This is a genomic window from Brachybacterium horti (genome assembly GCF_054777615.1).
Genome location: NZ_BAAHAM010000002.1, coordinates 509,224 through 527,040, shown reverse-complemented (window position 1 = coordinate 527,040; position 17,817 = coordinate 509,224). Strand labels below are relative to the sequence as shown.

The window sequence follows — 17,817 nt, the reverse complement described above, 5'->3', positions numbered from 1 at the left end:
GATGAGGGAGGGGCGCAGCCCAGCGAGGACGGTCCCCGATGGGGCGGCACGGTCCTCTCAGTGCGCCGGGTGGAAGTAGGTCGAGCCGAGCGTGCGGGTCACCGCACCGGTGACCTGCTGGAGCTGCTCCATCTCCGCGTCGAAGTCCGAGGTGAGCTCCTCGAGCGAGCGGTAGCGCAGGCTCGCCACGGCGCGGCCGACGATCCGCCGGCCGGGATCCGCGGTGCCCAGGCGGTCCGGTCCCGCGCCGTGCATCCGCGCGAGCACCTCGAGCGCCTCGTCGATCTGGAGCAGGCAGTGCGCGGCGGACCGCGGGAAGATCGAGTCCAGGAGCAGGAAGGAGATCGCGGCGGAGGCGTCCACCCGCCCCCGGTAGGAGCGGATGTAGGCCTCGTGGGCGCTGCAGGTGCGCAGCAGCAGCACCGTCGCCTGGTCGGAGGAGTCCTCGAGGTCGTGGGCCTGGAGGATGCGCGCGCCCATGTCGACCCGCTCCACGAGCTGGCCGAGCCGCCAGAACAGCCATGCCTCGTCGCGGGTCATCGAGCCGTCGACGAGCCCGTTCACGACCGCGCAGCGGTCCTTCGCGTACTGGAAGACGCTGTGCATCCGCGCCGGGCGCACGCCGCGGGGCATGCCGAGCGTGGTCGTGTTCAGCGACTCCCAGACCTCGGTCGAGAGCACCTCGCGTGCGCCGCGGGCGTTCTCGCGGGCGGTCTGCAGGGAGCCCGCGATCGAGGACGGGTTCGACCGGTCGGTGACGAGGCGGTCGAGGACCTTCTGCACGGACTGCTCGGAGCCCTCGGGCGCGGGGCTGCCGAAGATCTCGTGCACCGCGGCGCAGGCGGGGGCCACGTCCCCGCTGACGTCCTCGGTGATCGACTGCAGCCTCACGTCGAGCACGCGGGCCGTCTGGTCCGCCCGCTCCACGTAGCGGCCGATCCAGAACATGGCGTCGGCGATCCTACTGAGCATCGTGCGCCTCCTCGGTCGTGCGCCCGTCGTCGGTCCGGTCCTCGTGCTCCTCGGCGAGGTCGTCGGCGTCGAGCATCGGGATGGCGGAGGTGATCGGCATCGGCTCGAGGGCCCGGTCGGGCTCGCGCTCGGCGGCGTCCGCGACGAAGGACTCGTCCACGCCGGTCTCGAGCGGGGCGTCGGCCGCGTCCTCCTCGACCACCCGCACCGTGCCGGCGGAGGTCGGGACCTCGACCCGGGAGGGCCGGGTCCCCGCGAGCACCCAGGTGTCCTTCGAGCCGCCGCCACGGGAGGAGTTCACGATCATCTCCCCCTCGGGCAGCGCCACGCGGGTGAGGCCGCCGGGCAGCACCCACACGTCCTCGCCGCTGTTCAGGGCGAAGGGACGGAGGTCCACGTGCCGGGGCCGCAGGCCGTCCTCGACGAGGGTGGGGATCGTGGAGAGCTGGACGACGGGCTGGGCGATCCAGCCGCGGGGATCGGCCTGCAGGCGACGCCGGAGCTCGTCGAGCTCGTCGCGCGAGGCGGCCGGGCCGATGACGATGCCCTTGCCGCCGGAGCCGTCCACGGGCTTGACCACGAGCTCGGCGAGGCGGTCCAGCACCTCCTCGCGGGCCTCCGGCTCCTCGAGCCGCCAGGTGTCCACGTTGCGCAGGATCGGCTCCTCGTGGAGGTAGTAGCGCACCAGGTCCGGCACGTAGGTGTAGGTGAGCTTGTCGTCGGCGATGCCGTTGCCGATGCCGTTGGCGACGACCACGTTGCCGGCGAGGACGGCCCGCACGAGCCCGGGCACGCCCAGCATCGAGTCGGGGCGGAACACCTCGGGGTCGATGAAGTCGTCGTCGGTGCGCTTGTAGATGACGTCCACGCGGCGCAGGCCCGCGGTGGTGCGCATGTAGACGCGGTTGTTCCGCTCGACGAGGTCCGACGCCTCGACGAGCTCGACGCCCATCGTGCGGGCGAGCAGCGAGTGCTCGAAGTAGGCGCTGTTGTAGCGGCCGGGGGTGAGCACGACGACCGTCGGCTCGTCGCCGCCGACGTCCGGCGAGGCGGCGCGCAGGGCCGCGAGCAGCCGGCCGGGGTACTCGCCGACGCTGCGCACGGGCCGGTGGGCGAAGAGCTCCGGGAAGGTCTGCACCATCGCGCGGCGGTTGGAGAGCACGTAGCTCACGCCGGAGGGGGTGCGGACGTTGTCCTCGAGCACCCGGAAGCCGCCCGATCCGTCCCGCACGAGGTCGATGCCGGCGATGTGCAGGCGCACGCCGTTGGGCGGGACGTAGCCGCGCATCGCGTCGACGATGTAGGTGGAGGAGTCCACGAGCTCCCGCGGGATCACGCCGTCCGCGACCGCGCGGGAGTCGGTGTAGAGGTCCTCGAGGAAGGCCTCGAGCGCGCGGACGCGCTGGGCGATGCCCTCGCTGACCTCGGCCCACTCCTCCGCGGCGATCAGCCGCGGGATCGCGTCGACCGGGAAGGGACGCTCCTCCCCCGCGTAGTCGAAGGTGACGCCCTGGTCCAGGTAGGAGCGGGCGAGGGATTCCGAGCGCGATCGGAACTCCTCCTCGCCCAGCTGCACGAGCGCGTCGTGGAGCGGTGCGTAGGTAGGGCGGAGCCCGCCGTCCGCGGCGAACATCTCGTCGCCGTCGGTCCCGGGCCCGGTGCCGTCGAAGAGGGAGCGGTCGGACATGGCTACCATTCAACACCGTCTCCCGTCGGGGACCGTGCCCCGCCCCCGGGCGTGACCCGCTCGAGACCCGGCGTCCGTGCCCGTCCCCAGGAAGGTCCCCATGCCCTTCGGCTCCCGGCTGTCCTCCGTGCTGCGCTCCGTCCTCCGCTCCCCGGCCGCGAGGCGCGCGGCCCGTGACCTCGGCCGCTCGGCGATCGACGCCCTCCAGGACTCCCGCCGCGGCGGCGGCACGGGCGGGGATATCGGGAGCACCGGGCGGTCCTCGACCTCCACCCGGCGCGAGGGCGGAGGGTCCGCCGACGGTCGCGCCGGCGGCGGTGCCCATGGGAACGCCGACGTGCTCGCGGACCGCAGCACCTCCTCGCCGGTGACGATGACCTACGCCCCGCACCCCGACGACGTGCCCGACCCCGGCGAGGTCGTCTGGGCCTGGGTGCACTACGAGGAGTCCCTCGCGCAGGGCAAGGACCGGCCGGTGCTCGTCATCGCCCTCGAGGACGCGGCCGACGGCGGCGCGGACGGCTCGGGCCCCACCCTCGTGGCGCTCATGCTCACCTCGAAGGACCGCGTGGGCTCCGGCGACACGTCCCGCGACGAGCACGGCAACCTGTGTGTGGACGTGGGCACGGGCGACTGGGACTCCCAGGGCCGCGCCTCCGAGGTGCGGGCGGATCGCCTGCTGCGGATCGCCCCCGCAGCGGTGCGGCGGGCCGACGGCCGCCTGCCCGCCGAGGCCTTCGAGCGGGTCGCCGCCGCGGTGCGCTCGGCCCACGGCTGGGGCTGACCCCGGGCCGCCGACGCCCTCCGGACCTGCTGTTCCGCGGGAGCGAGCGGGCGCGGATGGGATGCAGGACACGCCCCGTGCATCGTGACCGGGGTATTCGCCCTCTGCTAATGTCTCTCCTTGTATGTGTGACATACCGCGAGGTGTGCGCATCTCGGCGACCCGCCGTGTCAGGGTCCGCCGGTCGGTGCGACCCGAGCGAGTACCCGTGGCAGCGACCCGGGTCCGACGTCTCCCGGCGAATCCCCACCGCCCGTCCCCGTCGGATCCGATCCTCAGCCGCTGCGGACGACCCATCACAGCAGCAGCACAAGAGAAGAGTCTTCGTGGCAAACATCAAGTCCCAGATCAAGCGGATCGGCACCAACGAGAAGGCGCGCCTGCGCAACCGTGCGGTGAAGTCCGAGCTCAAGACCTACACCCGCAAGGTCCGCACCGCGGTGACCTCCGGTGACGCCGAGGCGGCGGGCGAGGCGCTGAAGCTCGCCTCCCGCAAGCTCGACAAGGCCGTCTCCAAGGGCGTCATCCACAAGAACCAGGCCGCGAACCGCAAGTCCGGTCTCGCGAAGCTCGTCGCCGGCGTCTCCGCCTGATCGCTGATCTCCTGATCATCTGATCGGCGGGACCCCCGGGTCCAGCAGCCACGGAGCCCCGTGCACCTCGGTGCACGGGGCTCCGTGCTGTCCGAGGGGCAGCCTGGCCGAGGGGCCGTCCGCCCGGCGATCCGAGAGGTCGAGGGTCCGGGAGGTGACGACTGCCCGGCGGCGCGTCGTTCAGCGGGAGCGACGGGCCCGGCAGATCTCCATCACCATGCGCTGGACGGACCAGCGGGGATCCCGGCCGGCGCCCTTGACCTCGTGATCGGCGCGGGCGACGGCCTCGATCGCGCGGGCCAGGGAGCGGTCGTTCCAGGCACGCGCCTCGCGGGAGAGGTTGCGGATCATCCAGTCCGGCATGCCGAGGGTCCGGGCGCTCGCCCCGGGTGAGGTGATCTTCGCGAGCTGGCGCATCTTCATCGCGACCGCCGCGACGATCGGCACCGGGTCCGCCCCCGCGAGCTGCGCTTGGGCGAGGAGCTGGAGGGCCTCCTGCTCGCGGCCGGCGATGGCGGCGTCCGCGACGGCGAAGGCGGTGGACTCGACGCGTCCCGCCGTGAGCGCGTGGACGTCCTGCGCGGTGATCGGTGCGGGCTGCTCCCCCGGCTCGGGGGTGGTGTCCTCGATCAGCTGGCGGCTGATCGCGGCGAGCTCGGCGAGATCGGTGCCGAAGGCGTCGACGAGGGCGGTGATCGCCTCGGGCTGGGCGCGACGGTCGGCGCGCGCGAACTCCGCGGCGACGAAGGCCTGCTTGTCCGCGGGGCGCTTGACGGGGCTCGCGTCCACGCGCGGGACGCCGGCCTTCTTGAGCGCGTCCAGGAGCTTCTTGCCACGATTACCGCCGCGGTGGACGAGCACGAGGGAGACGTCCTCCTCGGGGCGGGGCAGGTAGTCGAGGAGCTCGAGGATCAGGGCCTCGGGCGCGGCCTGCAGCTCGGGGACCACGACGAACCGCGGCTCGCCGAAGAGCGAGGGGCTCGCGACCTGGGTGAGGGCGCCGGCGGTGAGCGCCTCCCCCGAGAGGTCGTGGATCGCCACGCCCGGGTCCTGCTCGCGCGCGAGGCCTCGCAGCCGCTGGACGGCGCGGTCGGCGATCAGCGTCTCGGTGCCCTGGATCAGCACGATCGGGGCGGGCGTGACGCTGTGCCACTCGACGTCGCTCACAGTGCTCCTTCTCATCGACGGGGACCGGATCGATCCTAGCGGCCGGGACCGACGCTCCGCGGCGCGAGGGGGTCCTCTGCGGGAAGCACCACGGTCCCGTGGAGGTCGGTGCGGGCGACGTCGGCGCCTGCGCCCGCGAGCATGTCGAGGGTCCGGGTCGTGGGGTGGCCGAAGGTGTTCTCCTTCCCCACCGTGACCAGCGCGAGCTCCGGGTCGAGCTGCGCGTACAGCTCCTCGTCCTGGTAGCGGGAGCCGTGATGGGCGACCTTGACGATGTCTGCCCGCCCGGGGGCGAGGGCCGCGAGCTCGGACTGGGCGGCGGGCTCGAGGTCCCCGAGCGCCACGAGCCGCGTGCCGCCGCCGTCGGCCGCGTCGGTGCCGAGACGGGCGTCGAGGGCCAGCGAGCAGTCGTTCTCCGCTCCCTCCTCCCCGCCGTGCTCCCGCGCGGCGGCGTCCTCCGCGGCCTCGGCGCTCGGCGGCCACAGGACCTCCAGCGCGAGGCCCTCCTGCTCCCATGCCGTTCCGGTGATCGCCCCGGTCACCGGGACGCCGGGGACGATCACGGAGCGCGCGGAGGGCAGCGGGCAGATCCACTGCTGCGCGGGCGCACGGTCCCCGGTGAGCGCGGCGAGGCCGCCCACGTGATCGGCGTGGGGATGCGTGAGGACGAGCAGGTCCAGGCGATGCACCTGGAGCCGGTCCAGGCACTCCCTCAGCGCGGCCGGGTCCGGCCCGGTGTCCACGAGCACGGTCACCGGGTCGGCGCCCGTGCCCCGCAGCAGCAGCGCATCGCCCTGGCCGACGGCGCAGGCGGCGACCGCCCAGGAGGGGGCGCGCTGCCCCGGCAGCCACCTCGCCGCCCCCGGAGCGAGGACCACTACGAGCACCGCGGCGACGACCCAGCGCGTGAGCGGATGCCGCCGCACCGCGACCGCGACGGCGAGGCCGATGATCACGGCGATCACGCCGAGCACCCCGGGCGCGCCCTCGGGGACCGCGATCCTCGATCCGGGCAGGGCATCCGCCGTGCGCGCCACGAGCAGCACGAGATGCGCGCCGCCCGCGGCGACCGTGCTGAGCGCACTGCCGGCCGGCGACCAGAGCATGCCGACCAGGAGCGCGAGCAGGCCGATCACGGTGCTGGGCCCGACGAGCGGCCCGACCACCATGTTGACGGGGACCGCCCAGATCGAGATCTCGGGGGCGAGCAGGATCAGCACGGGGGTGCAGGCGAGCTGGGCGACGAGGGGCACCGCGAGGACGAGCGCCGCCGTGCGGCCCACGCGGCCGCCGCTCATTCCCGAGATCGCCGCGGCCAGCGGCGGTGAGGCGAGCAGGATCGCGGCCGTGGCGAGCGCCGAGAGCAGGAAGCCGATGGACGCGGCGGTCACGGGGTCCAGCACGGACCACAGGGACACGGTCATCGCGAGCGCGGCGACCGGGGAGGCGCGAACCCCGGCGAAGCGGGCCGCGAGCAGCGGGGCGGCCATCGTCGCGGCGCGCTGCACGCTGGGCTCGTCCCCCACGAGCCACACGTAGGAGGCCATCGCGAGGGCCGCGAGCGCGATCCGGCGCCGGCGGCGCACGCCGAGCAGCAGCAGCGGGCCGAGCACGGCCGCGATCACGAGGGCGATGTTCGCCCCGGAGACGGCCACGAGGTGCGAGATCCCGGCGCGCCGCATGATCTCCTCGCTCGTCTCGGAGAGCCCGCGGGTGTCGCCGGTGGTCATCCCGCGCACGAGGGCGGCCTCGTCGGGTGGGAGATGGGCGGTCGCGCGTCGGTTCTGCTCCCGCAGGGCGTGGCGGGCGTCCTCGAGGGCGCCGCGCACGCCGCCGACCGGCACGACGCGGACCTCGCGGGCGCGGAGCACGACCAGTCCGCCGTCCGCCCGGACGGTGCCGCGCACGGCGATCACGCTCCCGTCCCGCGCGCCGCGCAGCTGCTCGGCGGGCTCCGTGCCCTGCGCCCGCACGAGGAGCGGGACGGAGGCCGGGAGGAGCTGCTGCTCCGTGCCGAGGCGCACGGGACCCCTCACCGTGCGTGCCATCGCCCCGACGCCCTCACGGGCCCAGACGGGACCGGTGCTCGGGGCCTCCGGATCCCCGCCGAGACGCACCTCCAGCTCGACGACGAGGCCTCGCGCCGCGGCGTCCTCGAGGAGGCCTGTCGCGGTCTCGGCGCGGTGGAGGGCGGGGAGCAGGAGCGCGGCGGCGAGCACCCCGAGCCCCAGGTGGGCGAGGAGGCGGTGCGCGAGGCTCCGGCCGCCCCACCAGAGCACGGCGGCGAGGACCAGGGCGGTGAGCACGGCGCCGCCGGCGATCGCCGCGGCGGTGCCCGCACTCATGCCGAGCACCGCGAGGGCCCAGACGGCGGTCGCCGCGGGCAGCAGGCGCAGGTCACCGCGGCGCATCAGACGGTCGCCCGCGGCCGGATCTCCTCGAGGGTCGCCGGTCCGATCCCGGAGACCTCCTCGAGCTGGTCGACGGAGGTGAAGGGGCCATTGGCCTCGCGGTGCTCGACGATGCGCTGCGCGATCGCGGGCCCCACCCCGGGCAGCGCGTCGAGCTGCTCGGCGCTCGCGGTGTTGAGGTCGACCGTGCCTCCCTCTCCCCCGCCCGCACCGGTGTCGCCACCGCTCGCACCGCCGGCGCCTCCCGCACCGCCGCCTGCGGCCTCTGCCCCGTCTCCGACGGGGACCTCCTCCCCGGGCGCGGGCACGTGGATCTGCTCGCCGTCGGTGAGGGGGCGTGCGAGGTTCACGGCCGCGAGATCGGCCTCGTCGGTGGCGCCGCCGGCGGCCTCGAGGGCATCGGCGACGCGGGATCCGGCGGGCAGCTCGACGACGCCCGAGCTCGCGACCTGCCCGGAGACGTGCACGACGACGGGAGCGCCGTCCACCGGCGCTCCCCCAGCCGACGCCGCCCCCGCCTCCTGCGTCGCGACCGGCGCGGAGGACGCCGGGCCCGCCGGGGATGCTCCACCGGAGGCCGAGGCGCCGGCGTCGTCCTCCCCGGCGGAGGCCGTGCCGCTCACGGCGATCGCGACGGTGCCCTCACCCTCGGTGACCGGCACCGCGGACCCGGAGGTGGAGAGGTGGACGACGCCGACGGCGAGCAGCACGAGCACACCGATCCCGAGCAGCGAGGCGGCGGAGGGCGCCGGGAGCCCCCGGCGCGGGGGTCGCGGCGGCTCGTGGTGGATCTCCTCGACGAGAGGCTCCGGACCGGTCCGACCCCGACGCCCTCCCGCGCCGCCGGTCCTGTGCCCGCCCCGGCCGCCCAACCGGTGCCGTCCCGGTCGTGGGGCGATGTCCCGACTCCTGCTGCGTGCTCCCATGCCCCGAACCGTAGGGATCGGCAGGGGGACGCACGACGCCCCGCCGTCCGGTGGGGACGACGGGGCGGTGGGGAGGAACGATCAGGCGATGCCGAAGGTCGCGAGCCACTGGTTCCAGAAGGCCACGGCGATCACGAGCACCACGAGCAGGTACCAGGCGATCGTCAGCAGCACCCAGCGGCGCAGCACGGCGGCGAGCGGTGCCGGGACGCGCAGGTCCCCGGACTCGACGGTGTGCGCGAGGGTCGCGAAGAACATCGGCGCCGTCACCGTCCACACGACCATGCACCAGGGGCACAGCGCTCGGATCACGAAGATCGCGGAGACGGCGAGGAAGTGCACGAAGGCGAAGGCGAAGGTCATCCCGCCGAGGCGCGCCCACCGGAACCACCTCGGCAGCGTCGCCCCGGAGAGCATGAGCGCACCGATCGCGCCCATGATCGCGAAGCCGCCCAGGCCGATCGCCATGTTGGGGATGCCGAGCGCGCTCGCCTGCCAGGTCATCATGACCGTGCCGCAGGAGATGAACGGGTTGATGTCGCAGCCGAGGCTCGCGCCGGGGTTCTCGAGCAGGAAGATCTTGTCCATGAACAGCGCGAGCGCGGCGATCCAGCCCGCGAGGCCGCCCACGAGCAGCACGGCGCCGACGGTCCGGGAGCCCGCCCGAGGACGGGCGGCGCGCTCCGCCGCGAGCTCGGCGTCGATCTCGGCGAGCAGCGCGGCGTCCTGATCGGACGCACCGCTCCCGCTGTCCCGGTGACGGTCGCCCTCGGCAGGGGTCGGAGTCATGGCGGTTCTCCCTCGGTCTCGAGCTCGGGCTCGGTGTCGGTCCTGCAGCAGTCTCAGGCGGTGACGGGGTGCTCCCGGAACCACGCGGCGAGGCGGTCGAAGCCCTCGTCCACGCTCACCGCGGGCTTCCAGCGCAGGCGGTCCTGGGTGGCCCGCTGGTCGAACCAGTGCGCGGTGGACATCTGCTCGGCGAGGAACTCGGTCATCGGCGGCTCGTCCTCCCCCGGTCGCACCGCCCAGACCGCCTCGACGAGACGACCGGCGAGACGGCCCACGGCGCCGGGGACACGGAGCGTCGGCCGCGGCACCCCCGCCGCGTCGCAGAAGCCGCCGAACACGTCCCGCACGGTGCGCGGCTCGCCGTTGGTGACGACGAAGCTCTCGCCGTGGACGTCCTCGACGCGGTCCAGGGCCGCGACGATCGCGTCGGCCGCGTTGTCGACGTAGGTCGTGTCGATGAGCGCCATGCCGTCGTCCAGCAGCGGCAGCCGGCCGGCGGCGGCCCGCTGGACGATGCGGCCCACGAGCTGCGTGTCGCCGGGGCCCCACACGATGTGGGGGCGCACAGAGGTGACGAGCAGGCCGTCGTGGCCGTCCGCGGCCATGGCGAGCTGCTCCGCGGCGGCCTTGGTGCGCGCGTAGGGGCCGCGGGCGTGCGCGGGATCCGCCGGGGTCGCCCCGAGGCCCACGATCGCGGTGCCGAGGTGGGCGACGGACGGCGAGGACACGTTGACCAGGGCGCCGCCGCCGCGCTCGCGCAGGGCGTCCACGACGTTCCCGGTGCCGCCGATGTTGATCGCCCGGTACTCCTCCTCGGGACCGGAGATCGAGACCTTCGCCGCGAGGTGCACGACCGCATCGACCCCGTCCACGGCGCGGCGGACGTCCTCCGCGCTCGTGAGCGAGCCCTGCACGTCGGCGACGCCGGGGATACCGGCGGGTCGCCGCTGGAAGGCGCGGACGGCGTCGCCGCGGTCCCGCAGGCGCTCGGCGACGGCGCCGCCGAGCATGCCCGAGGCTCCGGTGACGAGGACGCTGCGGGCGCTCACAGCGCGTCCGCGCGCTCGCCGCGGAGGGTCTGCTCGGCCCAGCGGGACAGCGCGGCCCGGTCGATCTTCGAGTTGTGGCGGATGTCCGTGGGCAGGGAGCGCGTCGTGAACACGGCGACGACGCCCACCCCGGCGGCCTCGCGGACGCCGCGGCGCACCGCCTCCTGGAGCGCGGGCGACGCCGGGCGCGGCCGGGTCGCGCGGCCGGGGCGGTGGTCGTCCTCCGTCTCGAGCACGACGACGACCTGCTGGGTGCCGCGGGGGCCGACGACCGCGGCGCCGGCCCGGCGCACGGTCGGGACGGCCTCGGCGGCCTCCTCGATCCGGACCGGGGTGAACAGGCCCTCGGCGGTCGCGAGCACATGGGTGGTGCGCCCCTCGACCCAGAGCCGGCCGTCCTCGTCGAGGTGACCGGCGTCGCCGGTGGCGTACCAGCCCTCGAAGCGCCGGGAGGTGCGTGTCGTGCCCCAGAGCATGAGGTAGCGGTCCCGCACGTGCGGGGCCCGGACGAGGATCTCGCCGGTCACGCCCGGCTCCTGGGTGATCTCGCCGGTGGTCCTGCCCTCGGCGTCCAGCGGCGCGAGGGCCACCTCGACGCGCGGGACGGGGGTGCCGACGCACACACCGGAGCCCTCGCCGGCCGCCTCGATCCCCTCGAGGGAGATCGCGGTGACGGCCAGGCACTCGGTCATGCCGTACGGCGTGAGCGCGCTCGCGGCCGGCATGAGGTCCTTCAGCCGGCGCAGCAGGTGCGCGGGGATCGGGGCGCCGGCGGAGAAGAAGCTCGGCACCCGGGCGAGGGCCGCGCGGCCGCGGTCGTCGAGCGAGGCGGCGGTGTCGAGGATGTTGCGCAGCGCCGCGGGGGCGGTGAACACGGCGGGCGAGCCGAGGGCGTCGACCGCGTCGGCGAGGGCCTGCGCGGTGAGCTCTCCGGGCCGGGTGACGTCCATGTCAGGGACGACGCTCGGCGCGCCGAGCGCCGGGCCGAGCAGCGCGAAGGGCGCGAAGCCGGCGACCAGGCCGCGGGAGGGGTCCAGCCGGAGCGTGTCGCCGACGGCCGCGAACATGGCGCCGAGCTGGGCGTGCGTGTATACCGCGCCCTTGGCGGGACCGGTCGAGCCGGAGGTGAAGAGCACGGCGGCGTCGGCGCCCGGGGCGGGGTGCGGGGCGTCGAGCGGGGCGCCGAGGTCCCGCATGCGGGCGCCCTCCGCGGCGAGCTGCGCGATCGAGGTCTCGACCCCGAGGGCACGGCGGTCGACCGTCGGCAGCTGCTCGACGCTGATCCGGCGACCCGGCCAGCCGAGCGCGCGGGCGCCGACGAGCGCCTTCGGGATGCCGATGATCCAGTCCGGGTGCGAGCCGATCACGGCGCGCGTGAGGCCGTCCACGCCGAGGCCGGCGTCCGCGATGACCGCGACCGCGCCGATCCGCAGGCACGCGTAGAGCACGACCGTGAGATCCGCGCCGGGGGTGATGAGCACGCTGACCCGGTCGCCGGGGCGCACCCCGTGGGCGAGCAGCCCGCAGGCGACGTCCTCGACGCGGCGGTGCAGCAGCGACCAGGAGATCTCGCGGCCGGCGGTGCCGTGCCCCGCGATCTCGACGACGGCCGGCCCGTGGGCGTGCGCGGGATCCGCGGCGAGGCGGGCGATCGGCGCGCCGACGGGCTCCGCGGGCGCCTGCTCGGCGTAGGTGGAGACCGCGGCCGGCGCCGGCGCGGGCGGTGCGGACGCGTCCTCGCCGAAGGTGTCCGCGAGCCAGGTGGCGACGAGACCGGCGACGTCGGCGTCCTCCCACACGAGGTGCGAGGCGCCCTCGAAGCGGTGCACGGCGGCGTGCGGGACCCGCGCGATGAGATCGCGCAGGTAGCGGTCGGAGAAGGTGATGTCCTTGGGGCCCCAGGCGAACAGGGTGGGCACCTGCATCTCGCGGATGCCCTCGGCGAGCCGCTCGAGCGTGGCGCGGGAGGGGTGGTCCTCCGCGGCGGGGATGTCCGCGACGAAGGTCTCGATGCCGCGGCGACGCGAGCGGCCCCGGTAGGGCGCGAGGTACGCGTCCTGGACCTCGCGCGGGAGCGCGGGCTTGGACAGGGCGAGCGTCGTGCGCAGGAAGGCGTCGGTGATCGACGTCGTCGCGGGGAGCACCGCGGGGGTCGTCGCGAGCTGCAGCGCCCTGGGCAGCTGCTCGCCGATCCGCTGGTGGATGCCGGTGTTCGTGAGGACCATGCCGACCACGTCGTGGCGGTTGTCCAGCGCCCATCCCACCGAGACGATGCCGCCCCAGTCGTGGCCCACGGTGACGACCGGGCCGCGCAGGTCCAGGGCATCGGTGAGCAGGGAGAGGTCCGTGATGCGGTCCTGCAGGCGACGGGGGGTGCCCGTGCGCTCGGACCAGCCCATCTCGAGCTGGTCCACGGCGATCACGCGCCACGGGATGTCCTCCCGCACGAGCGAGCGGTAGAGGAAGGAGTACGTGGGGTTGCCGTGCACCGCGAGCAGCGTGCCCCGCGGGGTGACGCCGCGCTCGGCGAGCAGCGGGGCGGAGTCCAGGAGGTGCCAGCGGCGCTCCTCCCCCGCGTGGTCGCGCACCTCGAGGGTGCGCTGGATGCGCGGGTCGACGCCGGGCAGGGCGGGGGGCTCGGGCTGCGGGCGGCGGGTGCTCACCACTCGACCTCCATCATCGCGGTGTTGAGTCCGGAGCCCACGCCGAGCAGCAGCACGCGCTCGCCCCGGGCGATGTTCTCCTGGTGGTGGGCGAGGGTCATCGGCACGGCCTCCGCGGCGATGTTGCCCCAGTCCGGGAAGGTCACGGGGATGCGGTCCATCGAGACGCCGGTGATCTTCGAGAAGTTGCGGGTGTACACCATCGAGACCTGGTGCGGGATGATGTGCTCGATCGAGCGGAAGTCGTGGCCGGCGTCGTTCGCGTCCTTCCAGGTGTCCAGGATCAGGGAGATCCCGTTCTCGAGGAGGCCCGCGGAGTCGGTGCGCATGTCGTGCATGTCGCCGATGCAGAGCTCGTGGTGCTGGGTGCCGGCCCGGGCCTGCGTGACCTTCAGCCGGTGGCCCTCGGGGTGCTCGTCCGCCGGGCCGATGACGGCGGCGGCGGCGCCCGAGCCGAGGGTCAGCGAGGCGAACTGGTTGTTGAAGTCGTCGCGCACGGCGGTCTTCGAGTTCAGGCGCTCGATCGTGCCGCGCTGGGCGCGCTCGACGTCCTCCGCGCCGACGATCAGCGCGTAGCGGACCTGCCCCGAGTCGATGAGGCCCGCGGCCATGGTCATCGCGTTGACGAAGCCGAGGCACGCGTTGGTGATGTCGAAGTTCATGGCGCTCGTGGGCAGGCCCAGCGAGTGGTGGACCGTCGTCGCGACCGCGGGCTCGAGGTGCTGGCGGGAGACCGAGGCGTTGATGATGAGGTCGACCTGGTCGCGCATGATGCCGGCCTTGGCCATCGCGCGCTCGGCGGCGAGCACGACGCCCTGCTTCCAGCCGTTCTCGCGGTCACGCCACCAGCGTCGCTCGTAGACCCCCGCCACGCGCTGGAGCACGCCCTTGGGCAGGCGCAGCCGCTTGCGCGCCGGGGCGAGCATCTCGTCGATCTCGTCGGACGTGACGGTGACCTGCGGGAGGCTCATCTCCACGGCGAGCAGCGCCGCGTTCCTGTGCACGAATCCCGTGTTCGCATTCCCCATGTACGTGCGCTACCTCGTCTGTCGTCGTCGGGCTCGGCGCCGGCCCCCGCTGGATGCACGAGTGGATCGGGCGCAGATGGCCCCTATCCTCCCACTGGCTCCTGGCAGTGGGCCGTGGGGTGTCCGATCCCACGTCAGGAAGCGTCGGCCTCCCCCGGCTCGTCGAGGTGGTGGCCCAGGTGGTGCCGTGCGAAGGAGAGGCACTGGCGGAGGATCCGCTCGCGGCCCTCGGCCCCGCCCGCCCCGCGGGTGTTGACCTCGAGCAGCACCGAACCGCCCCAGCCCGTGTTCGCGAGCCGCCGCAGCACCTCCGCGCAGGGCTGGTTGCCCTCCCCCGGCGGCAGGTGCTCGTCCTTCGTGGTCGAGCCGGAACCGTCCGCGAGGTGCAGGTGGGTGAGCCGGTCGCCGAGGCGGTCGATCATCGCGAGGGCGTCGTCCCCCGCGGTCGCGGCGTGCGAGAGGTCCACCGTGACGTGCTCGTAGTCCTCGTCCGTGGGGTCGTGGTCGGGGAGGTAGGTGAGCACCTCGCGCACCCCGAGCCGCCACGGGTACATGTTCTCCACGGCGATCGCGACACCGTAGCGCTCCTCGAGATCGGCGACGCCGTCGACGAAGCCGTGGGCGTACTTCCCCTGCCAGCGGAACGGCGGGTGCGCGACGACCGTGGGCACCTCGAGGTCGACGGCCATCTGCACCGTGCGCTCGATCTTCACCCACGGGTCCCGGCCCCACAGGCCCTGCAGGAAGAACAGCGTGGGCGCGTGGAGGGACATGATCGGCTGCTCGTAGAGGCGCGAGTAGCCGCGAAGCTCGGCGACGTCCTGGCTGTCCTTGGGGTAGGAGACCATCACCTCGACGCCGTCGTAGCCGATGAGCTGCCCGAGCCGGAAGGCCTCCTCGACCCCGGAGGGGAAGACGCACGAGGTCGACAGGCCCACGGGGATCCGGCGCGCGGGAACCTGGTCGCTGCGCGGGTCGCCGGCGGAGAGCCGACGGTGCAGGGCCTCGCGTCCCGAGCGGTGCGCAGTGCTCGGGCGGGTGATGGGCTTGCGGGGCGCGGGGCGCGACCCCTGCTCGCTGCGCTGGTTCACGGGACCTCCTCCTGGCCGTGCTCGAGCGCGGCCGCGACAAGTATGCAACGGCGCCCCTGGGCGCCGCGGGAGCCCACCTAGACTCGCGCCATGCCCGTTCGAGACCTCACGACCGCCGACGCCGCCGCCTACCGCCGCCTGAGCGCGCTCGCCTTCGGCGGGACCGCGGGAGATGACCCGGGCAGGCCCTTCGCGTCCGGGATCATCCCGCTGGGCATCGACTCCGCGTCCCTGCCCGGCGGCGCCGAGGGGGTGCTCGCCGCGGGCGCGCAGATCCGCGAGGACCGCGTGACCCTCGCCGGCGGCACGGTCGCCTGCGGCGGGATCGGAGGGGTCGCCGTCCACCCGGCGCATCGGGCGGGAGGCCTGTTCCGCGAGCTCATGACCGCCGTCCTCGCGCGCTGCACGCAGGAGGGCATGGCCTTCTCGATGCTCTACCCGGCGAACGTCGCGATCTACCGGGCCCTCGGCTATCAGGTCGTCACCGAGGTGGGGTTCCTGCGCGTGCCGCTGCTGGACCTCCAGCGGCTGCGCCCCGTCCCGGACCGTCGCACGGTGCCCGTGACCGCCGGCTCCTTCGACCGGGTGCGCGCCCTGTACCGGGAGCTCACCGCCGGGGACAACGGCATGCTCACACGCGAAGGGCCGCTCTTCGGGACCGAGCTCCCGGCCGAGCCCTGGCACGCGGTGCTGCTCGAGGACGAGGCGGGCACCGCCCACGGCTACGTCTCCTTCACCCGCACGGGCGGGGAGGACGGCGTGGGGCTCGAGGTGCACGAGCTGCTGGGTCGCAGCCGCGAGGACCGTCGCGAGCTGCTGCGCTCGCTCGGCACCTGGTCCACGGTCACGGAGACGCTGCGACTGCGGGTGCGCGCCGAGGACCCGGTGCTCGACGCCCTCCCCGGGGGCCGCGCCCGGCACGACCCGCAGGTGATGCCGCTGGTCATGGTGCGCGTGACGGACACGGCCGCCGCGCTCACCGCGCGGCCCGCCCCGGCGGGGCTGCAGGGCGCGCTGCGCCTCGAGGTGGACGATGCCGCGCTGCCTGCGGGCACGACGGCCGCGGCCGGTGCGTGGCGCGTGGAGATCACGGACGGCGTCGTGCACGCCGTCCCGCTCCCGAGCCCCGACGACGGGGCCGACGGGGCACAGGAACTCCCCGTCGTGCACCTCGACGTCCATGCGGCGTCGCTCCTGCTGATCGGCGGCCGCTCCCTCGCCGACGCCGAGCGGCTGGGCCTCGGCGTGCAGGCGGACCCGGCGGCCCGTACCCTGCTCGATGCGCTGCTCGCCGGGCCCCGGCCCGCGGTCATGGACCAGTTCTGAGCACCGCCCCCTCACGGAGCCCCTTCCCGACACCCCGACACCGGAGCGACCACCCCGCATGGCGAAGCTGCACTTCAAGTACGGAGCGATGAACTCCGGGAAGTCCGACACCCTCATCAAGACCGCCTACAACTACGACGAGCGCGGCCTCGCCACGATCACCGTGAAGCCCGCGCTCGACACCAAGGGCGAGGACTGGGTGGTCGCACGCGGCGGCGCGAAGCGCCGGGTCGACGTGCTCGCCGCCCCCGGCGAGGACCTGCGCCGGCACATCCTCGACGCGGCGGACGCCCTGGACCGTCGGCCGCTGCACGCCGTCCTCGTCGACGAGTCGCAGTTCCTCGAGCCCGCGCAGATCGACCAGCTGCTGCGCCTCGCGAAAGCGGAGTCGATCTCGGTGATCTGCTACGGGCTGCGCACCGACTTCCGCACCGCCGCGTTCCCCGGCGCCCAGCGGCTGCTCGAGCTCGCCGACAACGTCGAGAAGCTGCCGACCATGTGCCGCTGCGGCTCCCAGGCCGAGTTCAACACCCGCACCGTGGACGGCCGCTTCGTCTTCGAGGGCGAGCAGGTCGCCATCGACGAGGGCGCCGACGGCGCGACCGGGGCGGTCACCTACGTCTCGCTGTGCGGGCCGTGCTTCATGGAGGAGCAGGAGCGGGCCGGGGTGCACGTCCTGGGCTGAGCGCTCCGCACCGTCGAGCGGGACGACGACAGCAGATGGCCCCCGTCCCTGAGGGACGGGGGCCATCTGCTCACCGCTGCGAGGAGCGAGGACGCTCAGGGCCGCACCACCTCGCGAGCACGTGCGATCAGGAGCTCAGCGGACGGTCCTCGCCGACCTCGGCGTCGCCGCCGGCGGCCGCGGTGGAGTCCTCGGCGACGGTGGCGTCGGCCGCGTCGTCGGAGGAGCCGGAGACCTTCTCCTTCGCGGCGCTCGCGGCACCGGAGACGGCGCCGCTCGCGGCCGAGGCCACCTCGGGCGCCTTGGCCTTGACGGTCTCCGCGGCGTCGTGCGCGACCTTGCCCGCGGCCTCCTTGGCCTGACCGGCACGGCGCTGCACCTCGGGATCCCCGGCGACCTGCTTCGCGGTGCGCTCGAGGGACTCGTAGGGGCCGCGGCCCAGGCGGGAGCCGACCACCACGCCGATCGCGAGACCGGCCAGGAACACGAACTTCTTCACGATGATCTCCTTCGTCGGACGGCACGCCGGATGCGACGTGGGACACGTCGAGCATGCCGGAATCCGGCCACCGTGTCACGTTCCGATGAACGCGGACCCCTCGCCGACCGGTCGGTCGCGCAGGGCGGCAGGATCGTCGATGCGGGC

At 74.5% G+C, this 17,817-nt stretch carries 15 protein-coding genes; 4 read left to right on the top strand and 11 right to left on the bottom strand.

The annotated features are described in order from the left end of the window. Positions 1-57 precede the first annotated feature (57 nt). Complete coding sequence (locus ACYVAP_RS07605) at positions 58-972, bottom strand: alpha-E domain-containing protein (protein WP_264449989.1); 915 nt, start codon at positions 970-972, stop codon at positions 58-60. After that, on the bottom strand, positions 962-2,659 hold the full coding sequence (locus tag ACYVAP_RS07600; RefSeq protein WP_498860195.1) for a circularly permuted type 2 ATP-grasp protein: 1,698 nt from the start codon (positions 2,657-2,659) through the stop codon (positions 962-964). Before ACYVAP_RS07600 ends, ACYVAP_RS07605 begins: the two co-directional genes overlap by 11 nt. Before the next feature lie 100 nt (positions 2,660-2,759). Here ACYVAP_RS07600 and ACYVAP_RS07595 point away from each other — a divergent pair, with 100 nt between their 5' ends. Then, positions 2,760-3,443: a type II toxin-antitoxin system PemK/MazF family toxin gene (locus ACYVAP_RS07595; protein WP_498860194.1), complete on the top strand. Its 684-nt coding sequence runs from the start codon at positions 2,760-2,762 to the stop codon at positions 3,441-3,443. A 326-nt stretch (positions 3,444-3,769) separates the two neighbouring features. Further along, positions 3,770-4,036 (top strand): 30S ribosomal protein S20, encoded by a 267-nt coding sequence (gene rpsT, locus ACYVAP_RS07590; RefSeq protein WP_137770678.1) that lies wholly within the window; start codon positions 3,770-3,772, stop codon positions 4,034-4,036. Positions 4,037-4,216: 180 nt separating this feature from the next. On the opposite strand, the gene holA is transcribed toward rpsT, so the two are convergent. From holA to ACYVAP_RS07550, 8 genes are all read right to left on the bottom strand, one after another. Further along, positions 4,217-5,203, bottom strand: a complete 987-nt coding sequence (holA, locus tag ACYVAP_RS07585; RefSeq protein WP_264449992.1) for a DNA polymerase III subunit delta — start codon at positions 5,201-5,203, stop codon at positions 4,217-4,219. 35 nt (positions 5,204-5,238) lie between these two features. Further along, a complete protein-coding gene (locus ACYVAP_RS07580) occupies positions 5,239-7,614 on the bottom strand; it encodes a ComEC/Rec2 family competence protein (RefSeq protein WP_498860193.1) in 2,376 nt (791 codons plus the stop codon). Continuing rightward, positions 7,614-8,330: a ComEA family DNA-binding protein gene (locus ACYVAP_RS07575; protein ID WP_498860192.1), complete on the bottom strand. Its 717-nt coding sequence runs from the start codon at positions 8,328-8,330 to the stop codon at positions 7,614-7,616. Before ACYVAP_RS07575 ends, ACYVAP_RS07580 begins: the two co-directional genes overlap by 1 nt. Positions 8,331-8,621: 291 nt before the next feature. After that, a complete protein-coding gene (locus ACYVAP_RS07570; RefSeq protein ID WP_498860191.1) occupies positions 8,622-9,329 on the bottom strand; it encodes a vitamin K epoxide reductase family protein in 708 nt (235 codons plus the stop codon). A 53-nt stretch (positions 9,330-9,382) separates the two neighbouring features. Continuing rightward, positions 9,383-10,378: an NAD-dependent epimerase/dehydratase family protein gene (locus ACYVAP_RS07565; protein WP_498860190.1), complete on the bottom strand. Its 996-nt coding sequence runs from the start codon at positions 10,376-10,378 to the stop codon at positions 9,383-9,385. Beyond that, positions 10,375-13,041, bottom strand: a complete 2,667-nt coding sequence (locus ACYVAP_RS07560) for an alpha/beta fold hydrolase (RefSeq protein ID WP_498860189.1) — start codon at positions 13,039-13,041, stop codon at positions 10,375-10,377. The genes ACYVAP_RS07565 and ACYVAP_RS07560 overlap by 4 nt, the downstream gene beginning before the upstream one ends. Beyond that, on the bottom strand, positions 13,038-14,069 hold the full coding sequence (locus ACYVAP_RS07555) for a 3-oxoacyl-ACP synthase III (RefSeq protein ID WP_137770671.1): 1,032 nt from the start codon (positions 14,067-14,069) through the stop codon (positions 13,038-13,040). Before ACYVAP_RS07555 ends, ACYVAP_RS07560 begins: the two co-directional genes overlap by 4 nt. 134 nt (positions 14,070-14,203) lie before the next feature. Then, positions 14,204-15,160 carry a sugar phosphate isomerase/epimerase family protein gene (locus ACYVAP_RS07550; protein WP_498860188.1) on the bottom strand — a complete coding sequence of 319 codons (957 nt, stop codon included), beginning with the start codon at positions 15,158-15,160 and terminating at the stop codon, positions 14,204-14,206. 90 nt (positions 15,161-15,250) lie between these two features. On the opposite strand from ACYVAP_RS07550, the gene ACYVAP_RS07545 reads away from it, so the two are divergent. Further along, complete coding sequence (locus ACYVAP_RS07545; RefSeq protein WP_498860187.1) at positions 15,251-16,486, top strand: GNAT family N-acetyltransferase; 1,236 nt, start codon at positions 15,251-15,253, stop codon at positions 16,484-16,486. A gap of 58 nt (positions 16,487-16,544) precedes the next feature. After that, complete coding sequence (locus ACYVAP_RS07540; protein ID WP_498860186.1) at positions 16,545-17,171, top strand: thymidine kinase; 627 nt, start codon at positions 16,545-16,547, stop codon at positions 17,169-17,171. A gap of 127 nt (positions 17,172-17,298) precedes the next feature. Here the strand turns inward: ACYVAP_RS07540 and ACYVAP_RS07535 are convergent, their stop codons facing one another. Continuing rightward, the gene (locus ACYVAP_RS07535; protein ID WP_137770667.1) at positions 17,299-17,670 is read right to left on the bottom strand and encodes a hypothetical protein; all 372 of its coding nucleotides are present in this window, start codon (positions 17,668-17,670) and stop codon (positions 17,299-17,301) included. Positions 17,671-17,817 lie beyond the last annotated feature (147 nt).

Excerpts from the sequence above, each read along its gene's own strand:
- ACYVAP_RS07595 (WP_498860194.1), top strand. The coding sequence starts at position 2,760 with ATGCCCTTCGGCTCCCGGCTGTCCTCCGTGCTGCGCTCCGTCCTCCGC.
- ACYVAP_RS07570 (WP_498860191.1), bottom strand. The coding sequence starts at position 9,329 with ATGACTCCGACCCCTGCCGAGGGCGACCGTCACCGGGACAGCGGGAGC.
- ACYVAP_RS07605 (WP_264449989.1), bottom strand. The coding sequence starts at position 972 with ATGCTCAGTAGGATCGCCGACGCCATGTTCTGGATCGGCCGCTACGTG.
- ACYVAP_RS07580 (WP_498860193.1), bottom strand. The coding sequence starts at position 7,614 with ATGCGCCGCGGTGACCTGCGCCTGCTGCCCGCGGCGACCGCCGTCTGG.
- ACYVAP_RS07540 (WP_498860186.1), top strand. The coding sequence starts at position 16,545 with ATGGCGAAGCTGCACTTCAAGTACGGAGCGATGAACTCCGGGAAGTCC.
- ACYVAP_RS07545 (WP_498860187.1), top strand. The coding sequence starts at position 15,251 with ATGCCCGTTCGAGACCTCACGACCGCCGACGCCGCCGCCTACCGCCGC.
- ACYVAP_RS07555 (WP_137770671.1), bottom strand. The coding sequence starts at position 14,069 with ATGGGGAATGCGAACACGGGATTCGTGCACAGGAACGCGGCGCTGCTC.
- ACYVAP_RS07600 (WP_498860195.1), bottom strand. The coding sequence starts at position 2,659 with ATGTCCGACCGCTCCCTCTTCGACGGCACCGGGCCCGGGACCGACGGC.